General features: G+C 71.8%; 15 protein-coding genes and 1 riboswitch. Of the genes, 6 read left to right on the plus strand and 9 right to left on the minus strand.

Annotated elements, in window-relative coordinates; all coding sequences use genetic code 11:
- Nucleotides 1–5 precede the first annotated feature (5 nt).
- Together BMY89_RS17595 and BMY89_RS17600 are read left to right on the plus strand one after the other, a co-directional pair.
- Nucleotides 6–743 (plus strand): ABC transporter permease, encoded by a 738-nt coding sequence (locus BMY89_RS17595; protein WP_092381076.1) that lies wholly within the window; start codon nucleotides 6–8, stop codon nucleotides 741–743.
- Between the two features lie 45 nt (nucleotides 744–788).
- The gene (locus BMY89_RS17600; RefSeq protein WP_372433247.1) at nucleotides 789–1,616 is read left to right on the plus strand and encodes a VOC family protein; all 828 of its coding nucleotides are present in this window, start codon (nucleotides 789–791) and stop codon (nucleotides 1,614–1,616) included.
- A 50-nt stretch (nucleotides 1,617–1,666) separates the two neighbouring features.
- Here BMY89_RS17600 and BMY89_RS17605 read toward each other — a convergent pair whose 3' ends face one another.
- The 7 genes from BMY89_RS17605 to mqnE all read right to left on the minus strand — a co-directional run bounded on the left by BMY89_RS17605 (nucleotide 1,667) and on the right by mqnE (nucleotide 9,023).
- Nucleotides 1,667–2,467: an ABC transporter ATP-binding protein gene (locus BMY89_RS17605; protein WP_092381077.1), complete on the minus strand. Its 801-nt coding sequence runs from the start codon at nucleotides 2,465–2,467 to the stop codon at nucleotides 1,667–1,669.
- On the minus strand, nucleotides 2,464–3,558 hold the full coding sequence (locus tag BMY89_RS17610; RefSeq protein ID WP_092381078.1) for a FecCD family ABC transporter permease: 1,095 nt from the start codon (nucleotides 3,556–3,558) through the stop codon (nucleotides 2,464–2,466). Before BMY89_RS17610 ends, BMY89_RS17605 begins: the two co-directional genes overlap by 4 nt.
- Nucleotides 3,559–3,593: 35 nt before the next feature.
- Complete coding sequence (locus BMY89_RS17615) at nucleotides 3,594–4,529, minus strand: ABC transporter substrate-binding protein (protein ID WP_092381079.1); 936 nt, start codon at nucleotides 4,527–4,529, stop codon at nucleotides 3,594–3,596.
- A 110-nt stretch (nucleotides 4,530–4,639) separates the two neighbouring features.
- Nucleotides 4,640–4,700, minus strand: a riboswitch (cobalamin riboswitch).
- Between the two features lie 169 nt (nucleotides 4,701–4,869).
- Entirely contained in the window at nucleotides 4,870–6,750 is a 1,881-nt protein-coding gene (locus tag BMY89_RS17620; RefSeq protein ID WP_092381080.1) for a M14 family metallopeptidase, read from the minus strand.
- A 222-nt stretch (nucleotides 6,751–6,972) separates the two neighbouring features.
- The gene (locus BMY89_RS17625; protein WP_092381081.1) at nucleotides 6,973–7,311 is read right to left on the minus strand and encodes a DUF4229 domain-containing protein; all 339 of its coding nucleotides are present in this window, start codon (nucleotides 7,309–7,311) and stop codon (nucleotides 6,973–6,975) included.
- A 95-nt stretch (nucleotides 7,312–7,406) separates the two neighbouring features.
- On the minus strand, nucleotides 7,407–7,829 hold the full coding sequence (locus tag BMY89_RS17630; protein ID WP_092381082.1) for a hypothetical protein: 423 nt from the start codon (nucleotides 7,827–7,829) through the stop codon (nucleotides 7,407–7,409).
- 24 nt (nucleotides 7,830–7,853) lie between these two features.
- Nucleotides 7,854–9,023, minus strand: coding sequence for an aminofutalosine synthase MqnE (mqnE, locus tag BMY89_RS17635; protein WP_092381083.1), 1,170 nt, complete (start codon nucleotides 9,021–9,023; stop codon nucleotides 7,854–7,856).
- Nucleotides 9,024–9,271: 248 nt separating this feature from the next.
- Here mqnE and BMY89_RS17640 point away from each other — a divergent pair, with 248 nt between their 5' ends.
- The 4 genes from BMY89_RS17640 to BMY89_RS17660 all read left to right on the plus strand — a co-directional run bounded on the left by BMY89_RS17640 (nucleotide 9,272) and on the right by BMY89_RS17660 (nucleotide 15,446).
- Nucleotides 9,272–10,828 carry a C40 family peptidase gene (locus BMY89_RS17640; protein ID WP_092381084.1) on the plus strand — a complete coding sequence of 519 codons (1,557 nt, stop codon included), beginning with the start codon at nucleotides 9,272–9,274 and terminating at the stop codon, nucleotides 10,826–10,828.
- A gap of 1,636 nt (nucleotides 10,829–12,464) precedes the next feature.
- Nucleotides 12,465–12,683 (plus strand): hypothetical protein, encoded by a 219-nt coding sequence (locus BMY89_RS17650; protein WP_092381086.1) that lies wholly within the window; start codon nucleotides 12,465–12,467, stop codon nucleotides 12,681–12,683.
- Nucleotides 12,684–12,884: 201 nt separating this feature from the next.
- Nucleotides 12,885–14,486, plus strand: a complete 1,602-nt coding sequence (locus tag BMY89_RS17655; protein ID WP_372433246.1) for a DEAD/DEAH box helicase — start codon at nucleotides 12,885–12,887, stop codon at nucleotides 14,484–14,486.
- A gap of 330 nt (nucleotides 14,487–14,816) precedes the next feature.
- Complete coding sequence (locus tag BMY89_RS17660) at nucleotides 14,817–15,446, plus strand: putative glycolipid-binding domain-containing protein (RefSeq protein WP_092381088.1); 630 nt, start codon at nucleotides 14,817–14,819, stop codon at nucleotides 15,444–15,446.
- 31 nt (nucleotides 15,447–15,477) lie between these two features.
- Here BMY89_RS17660 and cds1 read toward each other — a convergent pair whose 3' ends face one another.
- Together cds1 and BMY89_RS17670 are read right to left on the minus strand one after the other, a co-directional pair.
- On the minus strand, nucleotides 15,478–16,569 hold the full coding sequence (gene cds1 / locus BMY89_RS17665) for an L-cysteine desulfhydrase Cds1 (protein ID WP_092381089.1): 1,092 nt from the start codon (nucleotides 16,567–16,569) through the stop codon (nucleotides 15,478–15,480).
- A gap of 74 nt (nucleotides 16,570–16,643) precedes the next feature.
- Nucleotides 16,644–17,102 (minus strand): Lrp/AsnC family transcriptional regulator, encoded by a 459-nt coding sequence (locus BMY89_RS17670; RefSeq protein ID WP_092381090.1) that lies wholly within the window; start codon nucleotides 17,100–17,102, stop codon nucleotides 16,644–16,646.
- Between the last annotated feature and the right edge of the window lie 189 nt (nucleotides 17,103–17,291).

The raw sequence follows: 17,291 nt of genomic DNA on the forward strand, positions 1-17,291 counted from the left end.
CTGCCGTGCAACTCGTCCTGACCCACGCGCGCTACCAGCTGCTGGAGACGATCCGCATCCCGATCGCGATCTTCGGTAGCGCGTTCTTCCCGGCCGTCGCGATGCTCTTCTTCGTGGTGCCGTTCGCCGGGAAGGACCCGGTGGGCGCCACCTTCGCCACCGCCTCGATGGTCACCTTCTCGGTGATGAGCGCCAACATCTTCCAGTACGGCGTCGGTGTCGCCGAGGATCGGGCTCAGCCCTGGGATCCGTTCACCCGTACGCTGCCGGTCGGGCCGGCACCGCGCTTCGCCGGACGGATCGGGGCCGGGCTGGTCGTCACCTACCTGTCGCTGATTCCCCTGGTGGTCATCGCGGCGACGCTGACCGACGCCCAGATCACCCCGGGATCGTTCCTGCTGGCGCTCGGCACCGTGGGGGTGATCTCGGTGCCGTTCACGCTGATGGGGTTGAGCATCGGGTACGCGCTGCCGAGCAAGGCGGCGATCGTGGTGGCCCAGATCGTCTTCTTCCCGCTCGCCTTCGGTGGTGGCCTGCTCTCCGCCCCCGACCAGGCACCCGGCTTCGTCGAGACGATCGCCCCCTTTCTGCCCACCCGGGGCGCGGTGGAGCTGGTGTGGGCGGCGGTCGGCGACTACTCGGTCAATCCGCTGTCGCTGGTCATGCTCGGTGTCTGGGTGGCGGCGCTGGCCGGGCTGGCCGGGTGGGCCTATCGCCGGGACGAGGGTCGCCGGTTCAGTTGACGTTCGAGGCGTTTGCACCCCGGGCAGCCACCGGGCGGTGCCACGATGCCGGAGACGGCGGTCGGTCGGCGGTCGCCTGAGTCGAGAGGGGTGGCCGTGGCCAGCGTCGCACCGGGTACGCCCTGCTGGGCCGACCTGGCGACGCCCGGACTCGACGCGGCCCGCCGGTTCTACCCGGAGCTGTTCGGCTGGACCGGCCGGGTGGATCCCGAGCCGGAGGCGGGCGGGTACACGGTCTTCCTGCTGGGCGGCCGAGCGGTGGCCGGTGCCGGCCCGCCGGCCGTACCGGACCAGGTGCCGATCTGGTCGACGTACGTCGCCACCGACGACGCCGACCTGGTCGCCGGCCGGGTGGAGCGGGCCGGCGGGCAGGTGGTGGTGCCGCCGTTCGAGGTCTTCGACCGGGGCCGGATGGCGGTCTTCACCGACCCGGCCGGCGCGGCGTTCAGCGTCTGGCAGCCGTTCGCCTTCGCCGGCGCCGAGGTCTTCGACACCCCCGGCGCGATGAGCTGGACCGAACTGGTCACGCCCGACCCGGAGGGGGCCCGCGTCTTCTATGAGCTGGTCTTCGGGTGGCAGCCCGAGGAGGAGCCGATGGGGCAGGTCGCCTACACCGGCTGGCGGCTCGGCGACCGGATGGTGGCGGGGATGATGCCCCCGCTGGGCGTGGAGTTCCCGGCAGACTCGCCGGCCTACTGGACGGTGTACTTCTCGGTCGCCGACGCGGACGCCACCGCGGCGCACGCCGCCGAACTGGGCGGCACCATCCTGGTCCCGCCCCGCGACATCCCCGCCGGCCGCATAGCCGCCCTCCGCGACCCAACTGGCGCCCTCTTCTCCCTGATCTCCCTAACCCGGACCGTCCCGCGTTGATCAAGAAGTTTGCGTCTGGATTCGCGGCTTTCCAGACGCAAACTTCTTGATCAACTTAGCGGAGGCGGGGTGGGGCGGGTGGGGAGGACCAGGGGGCCGTGCGGGCCGGGGATGACGCGGACGTGGGCGCGGTAGTGGTGGGCGAGCAGGTCCTCGGTGAGGACCTGCTCGGGGGTGCCGCTGGCGGCGATCCGGCCGGCGGCGAGCAGCACCATGCGGTCGGCGTACTCGCCGGCGATCGACAGGTCGTGCATGGTGGCCAGCACGGTCAATCCGTGCGTACGACGCAGCTGATCGACCAGTTCGAGGACCTCCTGCTGGTGGCCGATGTCGAGCGCGCTCGTCGGCTCGTCGAGCAGCAGCAGGGTGGCGCCCTGGGCCAACGCCCGGGCCAGGAAGACCCGCTGCCGCTCGCCGCCGGAGAGGGTGGCCAGCTCGCGGGTGGAGAAGCCGGCGAGGTCCAGCCGGCCGAGCACCTCGTGCACCACAGCCAGATCGGCGACGGACTCCCGGCCCAACGGCGCGATGTACGGGTTACGACCGAGCAGCACGTAGTCCAGCACCGCCATGCCGGGCGGCACCACCGGGGACTGGGCGACGGTGGCCACCACCCGGGCCCGTTCCCGGCGACGCAGGGCGCCGAGCGGCGTACCGAAGAGCCGTACGGCGTCCGGCGCGGGCAGCAGGCCGCCGACGGCGCGCAGCAGGGTCGACTTGCCGGCGCCGTTGGGGCCGATCACGGTGACCCACTCGCCGGCGGCCACGGCCAGGTCGATGCCGGTGAGGATGGGCACCCCGTCCAGGCTGATCCGCAGGTCACGCACCTCGACGGCGGGTACCGGCGGGGTCACGTCAACACCCGCCGGGCGGACCGCAGCACCAGCACGAAGAAGGGGCCGCCCAGCAACGCGGTGACCACGCCGATCGGAATCTCCTGCGGTGCGGCGGCGGTCCGCGCCACCACGTCGGTCAGGGCCAGGAAGGCACCCCCGAACAGCAGCGACAGCGGCAGGATGACCCGGTAGCTCGACCCGGCGAGCAGCCGTACGGTGTGCGGCACGATGATGCCGACGAAACCGATCAGGCCGGAGGCGGAGACCGCGGCGGCGGTGCCCAGCGAGGCGGCGGCGATCAGTAGATACCGGGACCGCTGCGGGTGCAGGCCGAGACCCGCCGCCTCGTCGTCACCGACGGAGAGCACATCCAGCTCGCGCCGGAGCAGCAGGATCACCAGGCTGGTGACCAGGAAGTACGGCAGCACCAGTCGGACGTCCTGCCAGCCGGCGGTGGCCAACCGCCCGAGCAGCCAGGAGTACACCTGCTGGATGCTGTCCGCGTGCCGCTGCAACAGGTACGTCTGCCCGGCACTGAGGAACGCGGAGACGGCCACCCCGGCGAGGATCAGCGTGGCCGGCGAGCGGCTGCGCCCACCGGCCACGCCGAGCAGGTACGTCATGGTGACCGCGCCGAGCGAGCCGACGAAGGCGGCCAGCGGAATCGTCACCGGCAGCTCGCCCAGTGACCCGCCGACCCCCACCCCGAGGGTCAGCACCACGGTGACCGCCAGCCCCGCCCCGGCGGCGACGCCGAGCAGGTACGGGTCGGCCAGCGGGTTGCGGAACACCCCCTGGTAGGCGCCGCCGGCCAGGGCGAGCAGCCCACCGACCAGCAGGCCCAGCACCACGCGGGGCAGCCGCAGCTCGGTGACGATGGCGATCTCCCGCTCGGTCAGCCCGCTCTCCAGGCGTACCCCGGGGAGCAGGTTGAGCAGTTCGATCGCGACGCTGCCGGGCGGCAGGCTGACCGGGCCGAGCGAGACGCCGGCCACCAGGGCGAGGAGCACGGCGAGCACGGCCGCGGCCAGCCAGCGTTTCCGCAGGCCCACCGGGCGCGACGGCACGCCCGGTGGGAAGGAAGGGCCCCCTTTTAACGCCTGGTGCATAGGAAGGGCCCCTTGTTAACGACTGCCGTCCGGCGTCACTCGGACACCTTGGCGGTGGCCTCCACAATGGTGCGCAGCAGGTCCACCACGCGCGGCCCCCAGCGGGAGGCGATGTCGTCGTCGAGCTCCACGATCTGGTCGTTGCGTACCGCGTTGATGCTGGACCAGCCGCTGCGGGCCTTGACCGTCGCGGCGCTCTGCTGGCAGCACGTGACGTCGGAGAGGAAGACGAAGTCCGGGTTGGCCTCGACGATCACTTCCTGGGACAGCTGCGGGTAGCCGGCGCTCTTTCCGTCGGCGTCGGCGGCGTCGGCGATGTTCTCCAGGCCGGCGAGGGTGTAGACCGAGCCGATGAAGGTCTTGCTGGTCGCGGTGTACAGCTCCGGGCCCAGCTCGTGGAAGTAGGTGGGCGCCTGCACCCGCTGCGGTACCTCGGCGACGATCTTCGCGATGTCGTCCTTCATCCGCTGGACCACGTCGGCCGCCGCGTCTGTGTTGCCGGTCAGCGTGCCCAGCTCGGTGAGCTGACGGTACGAGTCGTCAAGGGTCTGCGCCGCCGGAGTCAGGTAGACGGGGATCTTGAGCGCGGTGAGCTGGTCGACGATCTTGTTGGTGTCGTTGGCGAGCACCACCAGGTCCGGCTCCTTACCGGCGATCGCCTCGGCGTTCGGCTGGTAGCCGGACAGGTCCGTCTTCGGCGCGTCGGCCGGGAAGTTGGACTGGTCGTCGACGGCGGTGACCTGGGGGCCGGCGCCGATCGCGAAGAGCATCTCGGTGCCCGTCGGCGAGAGAGAGACGATTCTCTCGGGCCGCTGCTCCAACGTCAGGTCGCCGACGGTGACGGGGAAGGCGGCAGCGGTCGGGCTACCGCTGGGGGCGGGGGTCTCGGCGGTCTTCTCGGCGCAGGCACCGAGCGCGAGCGCGGCCACCGCGAGGGTGGCGGCGAAGACCCGGGGGGTACGTCTGAACATCGGTCCTCCTGTCGGTCGAGGATTGCGGTGCTTCGCCGACAGGGAGCCTGAGCACCCGTCCGCGAGGCGCCCTTCCTCGAGAGCGCGGATCGCGACCGCGCCCCAGGCGACCTGGCTTGTCCCCGGTGTCGGGGCATCACAGTTGCGGGACAGCGCCGGTGTCGCACCGGCTTCGCTGTGGCGGGTCGGTAAGACCGTAGCGCACGCCGGGACAGCGGCCCGTTGAGCAGGCCAGCGCGCTCGGGTGCGGCCCGCCGGGACAACGACCACTCGACAGCCTTTGTCCGTTTGGTCCTTGAGACGGGGCCCCGCGCGAGGGGGTGGCGGGGCCCCGTCCCGCTCAGGAGGAGGTGATGGTGACGTTGTCCACAGCCGCCTCGACCAGGCTGGCCGTCGAGGCGTCCGCAGCCTCCACCAGGATCCGGATCGACTGTCCGGCGTACGGGGTGAGGTTTAGGTTCGACACCGTCCAGGCACCGTTGCGGTTGCTGGCCGCACCGGCCTGGGTGAGCAGCGCCGTGGTGCCGCCGTTGTGCACCACACTGACCCGGAAGTAGTCCGCCGTGGACGAGTTCGAGCCGTGCGCCAGATACCAGGCCAGCGACAGCGTCAACGTGCCGCTGGACGGCAGTGCGACGGCCGGTGACCGGGCACTGGTGACGCCGCCGTCGACGTCGTGGTCACCCGCGCCGCTGCCGGCGAGCCGACCGGTCACCAGGTCGTTGCTGCCCGCGTACGGAGCGAGCTGCTTGGCCCCGCTGGAGTTGGTGGCCTGCGCGGCGCCGCGCTCCCACTGGCCCAGGGTCGCGGCGTCGGTGCCGCTGGGGTTGATCGTCCAACCGGTCGCGGTCTCGAAGGTGTCCGACCAGACCGTGGTCCCGCCGCCACCGCTGCCGCAGTAGTCCGCCTGCTTGCCGATCGCCCGGTACGGGCAGTCGGCGTACTCGGAGAGGATCAGCACCGCCTCGCGGTTGCGCGAGGTCTGCTGCGGGATCACCTCGTCGGGCGGGTAGAAGCCGCCACCGGAGGCCGAGCCCGGATACAGCTCGAAGGTGTACGCCCAGATGCCGTGCGTCGCCCACATCCAGTCGATGCTGCTGCCGTCGGTGACGTACAGGTCGCTGGACTGCTGCGGGGTGAAGCCGTTGGTCGCCGCCATCTGCTGGCCGATGGTGGCGAAGGTGTTGTACTGGTCGGTGGTCATCCCGGGCGCGGTGTTGTTGTACGTGTAGCCGTACGGCCACAGCACCAGTTGCGAGTAGGTGTGGAAGTCGATGTTGGCCTTGATCTGCTGTACCCCGCCGACCACGCGGCTGTTGACGAAGTTGCGCAGCGCCTGCGTCTCCGGTGCGGAGAAGGCCGACGGACCCCGGTAGGTGTCCGACGAGGTCGAACCGGACGAGCCGCCGCAGCAGCCCCAGTTGTAGCTCCAGTTCCGGTTCAGGTCGGTCCCGACGTACGACGATCCGCTGTTGGGTTGGCGGTTCTTGCGCCAGGACCGGTAGGAGCCGGTGGCGATGTCGTACTCGCTGCCGTCCGGGTTGACGGACGGCACGATCCAGATCTCCCGGTTGTTGACCAGGCTGGTGACCCGGGAGTCGGAGCCGTAGCTGTCGGTGAAGAGGTTGAGCAGGTAGATCGCCATCTCGACGGTCAGGTGCTCACGGGCGTGCTGCTGCGCGTTGAAGAGGATCTCCGGCTCGTTCTCGTCGGTGGCGACGTTGTCGGAGATCTTCACCGCGACCAGGTCGCGGCCCTCGTACGAGGTGCCGATGCTGATCTTCCGGGCGATCGTCGGATGGTCGGCGACCACCTTGTTGACCGCCGCGATCATTTCCGGGTAGTCGTGGTAGTTGGAGTCGGCCGCCGGGAAGCCGAAGATCCCGACATCCCCCTCCGCCTGACCACGGTCGGTCGGCAGCGCGGCGATCGCTTCCAGCCGGAACCCGAGCCGGGTGATGGCGGCAGCCTCGGCACGGGTGGCCGAGATGTGCAGCACGCCGTGCTCCGAGTAGTCGATGGCGGCACCCGTACGGGCAACCGCGTTGCGGTCGGCGAGCGTCTTCGGTCCCAGCACCCGGTAGGGCACGGCGGCCGGTTGTTCGTCCCGGTTAGGGGCGGGTTCGGCGGAGACGGGTGGCGCGGCGATGGTGAGCAGGCCGAGCCCGGCGGCGACGATGAGCGCCAGTGCACGGCGGATAGGAATGGTGCCGAAGGCCATGGAGACAACCTCCTCGAGGCGCGGGGATCCCCCGCTCGGTAGCAGACAGCCCACCACCGGTCACATGGTCATATCAATATTGATCGTTGCATGGCCCATCCCAGCCGGATCCTCATGCCGGCAACATGTTTCCTCCGGCCCGTACGCGACGAAGCCCGGCACCGTGCCCACGAGGTCACGCCACCGGTGCCGGTACGGCTCAGGCGGCCGGTCCGGGACCGCTCAGGCCGACGGGCCTCGACCCGGCCCCGGGGTGTCGCCGGGCTGGTCGGCGGCGGAATCGACCTGGCCACCGGCGGGCGCGTCGCCCTCGGTCTGGTCGTCGCCGGCCAGCGCGGCCCGCAGCCGCTCCTTCTCCGTGCGGCGACGCTCGGCGGCGGCGGCCATCTCCTCGGCCATCTCGTCGCGCCACCCCTTGAGCAGGAAGAAGGAGACCGCGGCGGAGAACAGCAGGGCCAGGATCAGCTTGAGGAAGATGTCCAGGTCGACCGGCCAGAGGGCCGCCACCACGACCACGAACAGTCCGATCCGGCCGAGCGTGTATTTGACCGCCGCGCTCACGTTCGTACGCTCCGCTCGCTCACGTCGCCACTCCGTTCCTCGCCGTCCGGCGGACGGCGTTCTCAGTCCTGCTGCCGGCCGGCCGGGGGCCGGTCTCAGCCCGTCCGGTTGGTCAGCCAGCGGACGCCGGGGAACCAGACCATCGCATACACCACGGTAAAAGTCGTCGCGGCGAGCACACCGGAGACCAGCGGCGGCAGCCCGGTCGCCAGGCCGGCCAACAGCAGCCCGGAGACCACCGCCACGGCGACGGCCACCAGAGCGGCCACCACCCGGGGCGCGCCGAACTCCCAGGCCCGGAAATCCTCCCAGAACAGCCAGGCGGGCAGGATCACGGCCAGCCAACCGTTGGCCTGGCCGAAGTCGCCGGCGCCGAGCCAGGCGAACGCCCCGTCGAAGAGCACCAGCACCAGCAGCCCGACGACCACCCCGGCCAGGCCGAAGCCGACCAGGTCACCAAGGGTGCGGATACGGCCCTCTGCGTCCCGGCGGGGAAACGCGCTCTGCTGCTCGGTCATGGTCGTGCCAGAGTACGCGGTGACTCAGGCCCAGACCTGCTGCGGCTCAGCTCGGCGCTGCGCCAGCGTCGGCGCGGCGTCGTACTCGCGGACCACCTCGTAGCGGGTGTTCCGCTCGACCGGACGGAACCCGGCGTCCCAGATCAGGTGCAGCAGGTCGTCCCGGTGCATGGTGTTCGGCGTGCCGTACGAGTCGGCGTCGTGGGTGATCTTGTATTCGACGACCGAGCCGTCCAGGTCGTCCACGCCGAAGTTGAGCGAGAGCTGCGCCACCGAGAGCCCGTGCATCACCCAGAAACACTTCACGTGCGGCACGTTGTCGAACAGCAGCCGGGAGACCGCGAAGGTCTTCAGCGACTCGGCCGGGGAGGCCATCGTCGTCCGGGCCTGGATCCGGTTACGGACCTTGCCGTCCGCCGAGTCCACGAAGTCGTGCTGGTAGCGCAGCGGGATGAAGACCAGGAAGCCGCCCGTCTCGTCCTGCAGCTCACGCAGCCGCAGCACGTGGTCGACCCGGTGGCGTGGCTCCTCGATGTGGCCGTAGAGCATGGTCGACGGGGTCTTCATGCCCTTGCTGTGCGCCAGCCGGTGGATCCGCGACCAGTCCTCCCAGTGACAGGCGTGGTCGACGATGTGCTGGCGGACCTCCCAGTCGAAGATCTCCGCGCCGCCGCCGGTCAGCGACTCCAGGCCGGCGTCCATCAGCTCGTCGAGAATCTCGTCCGCGGTGAGCCCGCTGATCTTCTCGAACCACTGCACCTCGGTCGCGGTGAACGCCTTGAGCTTGATGTTCGGCAGCGCCGCCTTCAGCTCGCGCAGCACCTTCGGGTAGTAGCGCCAGGGCAGCGTCGGGTGCAGGCCGTTGACGATGTGCAACTCGGTGAGCTGCTCGTCCTCCATCTCCTTGGCCTTGCGGACCGCCTCGTCGATGCGCATCGTGTACGCGTCCTTCTCGCCCGGCTTGCGCTGGAACGAGCAGTACGCGCAACTCGCGCTGCAGACGTTCGTCAGGTTCAGGTGCCGGTTGACGTTGAACATCACCCGGTCGCCGTTCATCTCGGTGCGCTTGTGCTGGGCCAGCCGACCCAACCAGGTCAGGTCGTCGCTGGAGTAGAGGGCGATCCCGTCCTCACGGGTCAGCCGCTCCCCCGCGTACACCTTCGCTTCGAGCTCACGCTTGAGTCCGGCGTCCATCGAAAGCCCCGTCCCCTTCCACCTGCGGTCGCGACCGGAGCCCGGTCGCCACCCGAGCCTACGTCGGCCGCTCGCGCAGCTCACATCATGGTCCGCCGCCAGCTGACTCTCAGCCTCCCGTTACCCGGCCAGACATCGACATCGCTGCACCAATTGAGGTAGACAAGAGTGGGGCACGACACACACTGGTAGCGTGCCGAACCGCCGCGCCCACCCGGCGCGGCACAGCAAGCCGGACGGGGAGCGGAATGGTCGACAGCGCGGACGGACGGCGGCAACCGCGACGGAGTCCGGTGGTCTCGCCGGTGTTACGGCCGATGCTCTGGTCCGCACTGCTCGGCGCCGTCGCCAGCGCGGTTCTCGCCGCACCCGCCTACGCCGAGCCGGGCGTGCCCGTCACGGTGCCCGACACCGGCTCCCGCCCGGCGATCAGCGGCCCGTTCCAGTTGCCGGGTGGTGCGCCCGTCGGCGGCACGCCGGGTCTGCCGGCGAATGTCGGCGCCCCCGGTGCCAGCGCACTCGAGACGCAGATCAATGCCGGCGAGGCACGCGTCGCCGAGCTGGGCACCCAGCTGCTCGAACTGGAACAGCAACGCAACGAGGTCGAGGCGCAGTTCCGCACCGCGGAGCGCGACCTCGAATTCGCCCGGGGCGCGGTTCAGCAGGCACAGCAGCGCGCCGACCAGGTCGCCGCCGAAGCGATCAAGGTGGCCGCCGCGCTACCACCCGGCGGCTTCGCCACTGACCTGCGGGATCTGGAGCTGCTCCGGCGGGCGAACCGGGGCGAGAAGGCCGAGCACGCCACCGGACCGGCGGCCGGCGAGATGGCCCGTACCCGCGCCGACGAGCAGGCGGCCACCCAGGCGCACGCCGCGGCCCAGTCCCGGCTACAGGGGGCGCAGCAGCAGTACACCGCCACCCAGCAGGCGCTGCGTGCCGAAGAGGCGAAGCTGATCCAGCTGCGCGAGGAGAACGCCGCGCAGCTGATCGAGCTGGTCCGCCAGCAGGAGGCCGCCGAACAGCAGCTCGGGGCCGGCTACGTCGACCAGTCGGCCGGCGGGATGGTCGCGCATCCCAAGGCGCTGGCCGCTGTCGCCTACGCCCGCAAGCAGCTCGGCGACCCTTACGTCTGGGCAGCCGAAGGGCCCAACTCGTTCGACTGCTCGGGCCTGATGTGGGCGGCGTACCGGTCGGCCGGCCACTACCAGCTGCCCCGGGTCTCTCGGGACCAGTACCGGGCGACCAGTTCGCGGACCGTGCCGCGGACCGCGCTGCTCCCCGGCGACCTGCTCTTCTTCGCCTCCGGCAGCAGTTGGACGAGCATCCACCACGTCGGGATGTACGTCGGTGGCGGCAAGATGATCCACGCGCCGACCACCGGCGACGTGGTCAAGATCTCGACCGTCCGCTGGTCCCGGCTCTACGCCGCGACCCGGGTGGTCGGCGCGGTGCCGGCACCGACGTCGTCGCCGACCCCGACCCCGACCCCGACCCCGAAGCCGACCCCGAAGCCGACGAAGACGCCGAAGCCGACCCCCACGCCGACCAAGACGCCGAAGCCGACGCCGACGTGGACGGCGACCCCCTCGCCGACGCCGTCGGGCTCCGGCTCACCGTCACCGACGCCCACCGGCTCCACCTCTCCCTCAGCGACGCCCACCGGCTCCGCCTCCGCGGCGGCGACGCCGTCGAGCACCACGTCACCGAACGTCGGTGCCAGCAGCGCGGGCCCGACCACGGCGGCCAGCAGCTCCACGCCGCAGGAGAGCGCCTCGGTCAGCCCCTCCACGGTCGGCGGACGCTGACTGTGACGCGCCGGCCCTGACCGGCGCCGACGGCCTTCGAGGACCGATGACACCCGCAGCGCTCTGGACGCTCCGGGTGTGCCGCACGGGCGGAATGTGGCACGGTGTCACTCAGGCACTCCCGGTCCGGCGCTACGGTCCGGGCGCAAGCGTGGCGCGGAGGGCGACGATGACCGAGCACAAGGTTCCGGCGGGGCCGGCCGACCCTGGATCCGCGCCCGCCCCAACCGCCACCGCCGGGCCTGAGCCGACCCGCGTCGACAGCACCGAACCGGCTCGGGGCGTCGCCGCTGCCACTGGTCCGGCGGTCACGGCCGAAGCCCCCGCCCCGGCCACCAACGGGCCGACCACACCAGACCCGGCCATCAGCGGGTCGGCCGCGGCCAACGCGACCGACTCGGCCGCCGACGTTGCGGCCGTCAGCGCCGAGGAGGACCGACCGGCGGGGCCGGCCCGCGGCCGGGCCGGCGTCGCCCGGGTGGCGGTGCCCGCCGGTGGGCACGACCATCGCCCCCCGGCCGATGCGGCCGGCGCTGGTCTGCCCGGATCCGCCAGAGGCACCATGTACCGGGCCACGGCCCCCGCTGGGCCGGCGAGCGCGAGCAGCGCGGGTGCGGGTGGGACGACGGGCATGGCCGGTGTCCCGGGTCAGCGAGAGCCAGGGTCACCCACGCCGGTACGGGCCAGCGTCCGGATGCCGAGCCTGAGCCGGGTGAGCGTGGACGAGGCACAGTCCGCCGGTGCCGGTGCTGGCGGTAAGGGCTCCGGTGTCTACCGCTCCGCTCCGGTCGACCGGGAACCCGCGATGCCACCGGAGCCCGCGACGCCACCAGAGCCCGCCCGGCCTCCGCAGCCGGCCCAACCACCGTCACCACCGGCACCCGAGCCGGAGCCCGCACCGCACCCACCGGCGCCCGTACCCACCCCACCCTCTCCCGGACCGGTGCCGTACCCGCCGGGGCCGGTGCCCGCTCCGCCCCCCGGCCCCCGTCCTTCGCCACCGGCGCCGGTGCCGGGGCCGCCGACGCCGCTGCCCGGCCCACCCGTGCCGGCACCCCCGCCACCACCCGGCCCGATGCCCGCACCGCCGTTCCCGCCCCCACCGGCCTCCGCCGGCACCCGGGCCTCCGCCGCTGCGACCCCGGTGTCACCGGGCTGGGCCGCAGCCCCGTCGACCGGCGTCTCCGCCGGGCCCGGCGGGACCGCTGGCGTCACTTCCCTGTCGGGCGGGACCGCTGGCGTGACGTCCAGGTCGGGCGGGTCCACCGCCGCCACGTCCAACGCGGTGCCGACGGCCGAGCCGCTGGCAGCGGCATCCGCCGGACCGGGCGTCCCGGCGGCTGTCGTACCGGCCCCGGCACTGCCGGCCTGGCCGCCGCCGACCAATCCCGGCGGGCGACGGGACGACCCCGCCCCGGGTTCTCCGGGTGCGGCTCCACGGCAGTCATCGCGCCCGGGCCTGCTTCCGGCATCGGGTGAGCCGGCCGGCGTCGGTAGCGGCACCGCAGCACCAGCGGCAGTGCCACCAGTAGCGTCGGCACCGGGGGCGACAGCCGGGGTTCGGGGAACCGACGCGGACCGCCCGGGCGGTTCGGACCTCAGCGCCTACTACGCCGGCGCGGGGAGCTCGGCCACCGTGGCCTTCCCTGCCGGCGAGCAGGAGACCTCCGGCTCGTTGACCGGGCACATCCTGGCCCAGGGGTGGACGGAAACCTCGGCCGAGAGGTCGCGCGGCACCATCCGCGTCGTGATCGTGATGGCGGTCGCGATGGTTCTGCTGGTGGCGATGAGTGTGCTGGTCGTGCTGCTCGCGAACGACGCATTCAGTGACGCGACCGGGGCCCTGCCGCGGTGACGAAGCGAGGGTGATTGTGGGTGAGTCCGCCCACTACCCCGGTACGGCCCCGGTGGGAACGCCACGGTCGCCGTACACTGGTCGGTGATCACTGACCCGGCGCGTGACCAACGCGCGCCCATGGGCCTTCTTGCGGAAGATCCGGCGGCAGCCTGTCGCGGCGGGACATCGCGAAGATGCGCCCCGCTCGAAAGGCTTTTCTTGACCATCTCCGTTGACCCCGGTCTGCTCCCGCTCTCCCTCGACCTCCCCGCCGACCCGCAGTCGGCCGGCACCACCGCTCCGGACACCTCGATCACCTTCGAGTCGCTCGGGCTCCCCCTGCCACTGGTCCGTACCCTCGACCGGCAGGGCATCACCACTCCCTTCGAGATCCAGCGCGCCACCGTGCCGGACGCACTCGCCGGACGCGACGTGTTGGGTCGGGGGCAGACCGGCTCCGGCAAGACCCTCGCTTTCGGGCTGCCGATGCTGGCCCGGATCGCCGCCGGCGGGCGGGCCCGGCCGCGGCACCCACGGGCTCTCGTCCTGGTGCCTACCCGGGAACTCGCCATGCAGGTCAACGACGCGCTGCTGCCGCTGGGCAAGGCCGTCGGCGTATTCCTGAAGACCGCCGTCGGCGGGGTGCCGTACGACCGCCAGATCGACGCCCTGCGGCGCGGCGTGGAGATCGTGGTGGCCACCCCGGGCCGGCTCGCCGACCTGATCGACCGGGGCGTCTGCCAACTCGACGACGTCGAGATCACTGTCCTCGACGAGGCGGACCAGATGGCCGACATGGGCTTCCTGCCCGAGGTCACCGAGCTGCTGTCGAAGACTCCGGCGAACGCGCAGCGGCTGCTCTTCTCGGCCACTCTGGACGGTGACGTGGACGCGCTGGTGCGGCGGTTCATGACCGACCCGGTCACCCACTCCACCGCGCCGGCGACCGCAGCGGTCTCCACCATGGAGCATCACCTGCTGCTCATCCCGCCGCACGACAAGTTCCCGGTGACCGCGTCCATCGCGGCGCGAGCCGGACGGACCATCGTCTTCGCCCGCACCCAACTCGGCGTGGACCGGCTCGTCACGCAACTCGCGGCCGTCGGCGTACGCGCCGGAGGGCTGCACGGCGGCAAGACCCAGCACATGCGTACCCGCACCCTGGCCGAGTTCCGCGAGGGGCGGACCAACGTCCTGGTCGCCACCGACGTGGCGGCCCGAGGCATCCACGTCGACGGGGTCTCGCTCGTCCTGCACGTCGACCCGCCGAAGGACTCGAAGGACTACCTGCACCGTGCGGGGCGTACCGCCAGGGCGGGTGAGACGGGCGCGGTGGCCACCCTGGTGCTGCCGAAGCAGCGTCGCACCACTCTGGCGATGATGGAGAAGGCCGGCGTGGAGCCGGCCCAGGCGCGGGTTCGCGCCGGTGACCCCGCCCTGGCCGAGCTGACCGGGGCGCGGGAGCCGAGCGGGGTGCCGGTACGCGAGGAGCCCGAGCAGGCCCGCCGCAGCGGTCGGCCGGCCGGCCCTCGCCGTTACGGGGACCGCCCCACCGGCGAACGCCGCTACGGAGACCGCCCGACCGGCGAGCGTCGCTTCGGGGACCGCCCTGCCGGCGAACGCCGCTACGGGGACCGTCCCACCGGCGAACGCCGCTACGCGGAGCAGGCACCCAGCGAGCGTCGTTACCACGACCACCCGCGCAGTGAGCGCCGCTTCAGCGGTGATCACGCCAGCCGCTCGGAGGGCTGGAGCACGCCCGACCGGCCGCGCGAGGAGCGGCGCGGAGCAACCGGACGCCCACGGGCACGCAGTTACTGACAGCAGTCACCCGCTCCGCCCTGCCGCTGTCCGGCCGCCCCGTCGCGGCCGACCGCACCACGCGACCGCATCACGCGACCGCATCACGCGGCAAAGATCGTGCTCGATCATGGATCGAGTGGCATCCAAGCGACTTGGACACCACTTCATCCAGGATCGAGCACGATCTTGCGTTGGACCACCAGGGCGCAGAGCGCAGGGCCACAGCGCAGGGGCACAGAGCACGGGGGCACAGCACGCAGGGGCACCGGTGTCGGCGCCCGCAGATCGACGTCACGGTCTTCGGCGCATCCGCTGCCCGGTCCGGCCGGGTGGCGTAACGTCCCGCTCATGTCGACCACGCCGAAGTCGCTGCTGTGGACCCGCACGGACACCGCTGGCGCCGAACACGCCCTGGTCGACGACGACCACGGGCTGACCGCGCACGGCACCCAACTGGCCGTCGACCCGATTCCCTACACATGTCGCTACCAGGTGGCCACCGATTCCGGCTGGGGCAGTGTCCGGCTGGAGGTCGAGATCGAGGGGGCCGGGTGGCGGCGCAGCGTACGCCTGGAGCGGGCGACGCAACGATGGCGGGTGACCGCCGCCGAGCAGGGCGACCTGGACGCGGCCCTGACCCGTGCCGGGCACGCGCCGGCCGGGCTGCCCGGAGTCGAGGACCCGGATCGGCTGGCCGAGGCCCTCGACGTGGATCTGGGCGGCTCACCGTTGTTCAACACCCTGCCGCTGCGCCGGCTCGGGCTGACCACCGCGCCCGTGGACACCTGGCACCGGATCAGCGTGGCCTGGGTGCTGGTGCCGAGCCTGACGGTGCTGCCCGCCGAGCAGGTCTACACCGGGTTGGGCCCGGACCGGTTCCGGTACGCCAACGAGGGCTTCAGCGCCGAGGTCGAGGTGGACCCGGACGGCTACGTGCTGCGCTACCCGGGGCTGGCGGAGCGGGCACCCACCCGGTGACGGCCGGGCCGGTGACGGTACGGCCGGAGGCTCAGGCCGGCCAGGTGCCGCTGGCCAGGAAGCGCTCGACGGTGGCCCGGTGTGGGGCCAGGTCCAGGGCCTGTCCCGCCACCCACTCGTCGGCGTAGTACGTGTCGGCGTACCGGTCACCGGCGTCGCAGATCAGGGTGACCACCGAACCCGTCCGGTTCTCGGCCAGCATCTCGGCGATCAGGCCGAAGGCGCCCCACAGGTTGGTGCCGGTCGAGCCGCCCACCCGCCGGCCCAGCACCGCCGAGGCGACCCGCATGGCCGCGAGCGAGGCCGCGTCCGGTACCTGCACCATCCGGTCCACCACCGAGGGCAGGAACGACGCCTCGACGGTCGGCCGGCCGATTCCCTCGATCCGGGAGCCACGCCCGGTGCGTGCCGACCAGTCCGCCGCCAGCCAGGCGGGGTAGAACGCCGAGTTCTCCGGGTCGACCACACAGAGCTTGGTGGGCAGCCGCTGGTACCGGGCGTACCGACCGATGGTGGCGCTGGTGCCGCCGGTGCCGGCACCGACCACGATCCAGGCCGGTACCGGGTGCCGCTCCAGGGCGAGCTGCGCGTAGATCGACTCGGCGATGTTGTTGTTGCCGCGCCAGTCGGTGGCCCGCTCCGCGTAGGTGAACTGGTCCATGTAGTGCCCGCCGGAGTCCTCGGCGAGCCAGCGCGCCTCGATGACCACCTTCGCCGGGTCCTGGACCAGGTGGCACCGGCCGCCCTGGAACTCGATCTGGGCGATCTTCTCGGGCGAGGTGGAGGCGGGCATCACCGCGACGAACGGCAACCCCAGCATCCGGGCGAAGTACGCCTCGGAGACCGCCGTGGAGCCGGACGACGCCTCGATGATCGTGGTGTCCGGCCCGATCCAGCCGTTGCAGAGCCCGTAGAGGAACAGCGAACGGGCCAGCCGATGCTTGAGTGAGCCGGTGGGGTGGACCGATTCGTCCTTGAGATAGAGGTCGATCCCCCACTGCCGGGGCAGCGGGAAGGGCAGCAGGTGGGTGTCGGCCGACCGGTTCGCGTCCGCCTCGACGGCCGCGATCGCCTCGGTCACCCATCGCCGGCCTGCCTCGTCGCACCGGTCGAGATGTGTCACGCCCGGAAACCTAGCAAGCCGGCCCTGCGGAGCCGGTGCCGCACCCGGGGACCGGCGGAGCCGGTACGCACTGGTCAGGCCGGCGGCGGGGCCACCGCCTGCGGGCGGTTCTCCCATTTGGTCGACAGCGCGATACCGGTACGGGTGGAGGCGACCCCGGGTGTCCGGTTCAGCCGCACGATCAACTGCTCCAACTCCGCGATGGTGCCCACCCGGGCCTTGAGCAGGAATGACTCGACCCCGGCCATGAAGTAGCAGGACTCGATCTCCGGGATGCCCCGGAACGCCTCCAGCACGTCGTCGGTGTCCGCTCCGGAATCCTCCACGATGCCGATCAGGGCGGTCACGCCGAGGCCGATGGTCTCCGGCTCGACCTCGGCTCGGTAGGCCCGGATGACACCGCTGGACTCCAGTTTGCCGACCCGTTCGTGCACCGCCGGAGCGGAGAGGCCGACCTGGCGGGCCAGCTCGGCGTAGGAGAGGCGGGCGTTGCCCCGGAGCAGGTCCACGAGGTTGAGGTCGATGGCGTCCACGGACTGTAGACCCTAGTCGGCAGGGCGTAACACCCGGACTCCGGCATGCGTTTGACCTGGCAGCGGGTAACAGTTCGCATACCCGGGCTTCGGAGGGCGTCTCGCCGGTACCATTTACTAACTTCCCACTCAGTGCGTTTTTCGCGTTTGGCGGACAGGCCTGGTCGCCGGTGCTGTAATTGCCATACG

Origin of the sequence: Micromonospora phaseoli, assembly GCF_900109115.1 — a bacterium.
GTDB classification, from domain to species: Bacteria; Actinomycetota; Actinomycetes; order Mycobacteriales; family Micromonosporaceae; genus Micromonospora; species Micromonospora phaseoli.

Bases quoted from the DNA above. Each gene is read 5' to 3' on its own strand.
- BMY89_RS17620 (WP_092381080.1), bottom strand. From the start codon at position 6,750: ATGGCCTTCGGCACCATTCCTATCCGCCGTGCACTGGCGCTCATCGTC.
- BMY89_RS17615 (WP_092381079.1), bottom strand. From the start codon at position 4,529: ATGTTCAGACGTACCCCCCGGGTCTTCGCCGCCACCCTCGCGGTGGCC.
- BMY89_RS17640 (WP_092381084.1), top strand. From the start codon at position 9,272: ATGGTCGACAGCGCGGACGGACGGCGGCAACCGCGACGGAGTCCGGTG.
- BMY89_RS17630 (WP_092381082.1), bottom strand. From the start codon at position 7,829: ATGACCGAGCAGCAGAGCGCGTTTCCCCGCCGGGACGCAGAGGGCCGT.
- BMY89_RS17610 (WP_092381078.1), bottom strand. From the start codon at position 3,558: ATGCACCAGGCGTTAAAAGGGGGCCCTTCCTTCCCACCGGGCGTGCCG.
- BMY89_RS17600 (WP_372433247.1), top strand. From the start codon at position 789: ATGCCGGAGACGGCGGTCGGTCGGCGGTCGCCTGAGTCGAGAGGGGTG.
- BMY89_RS17660 (WP_092381088.1), top strand. From the start codon at position 14,817: ATGTCGACCACGCCGAAGTCGCTGCTGTGGACCCGCACGGACACCGCT.
- mqnE (WP_092381083.1), bottom strand. From the start codon at position 9,023: ATGGACGCCGGACTCAAGCGTGAGCTCGAAGCGAAGGTGTACGCGGGG.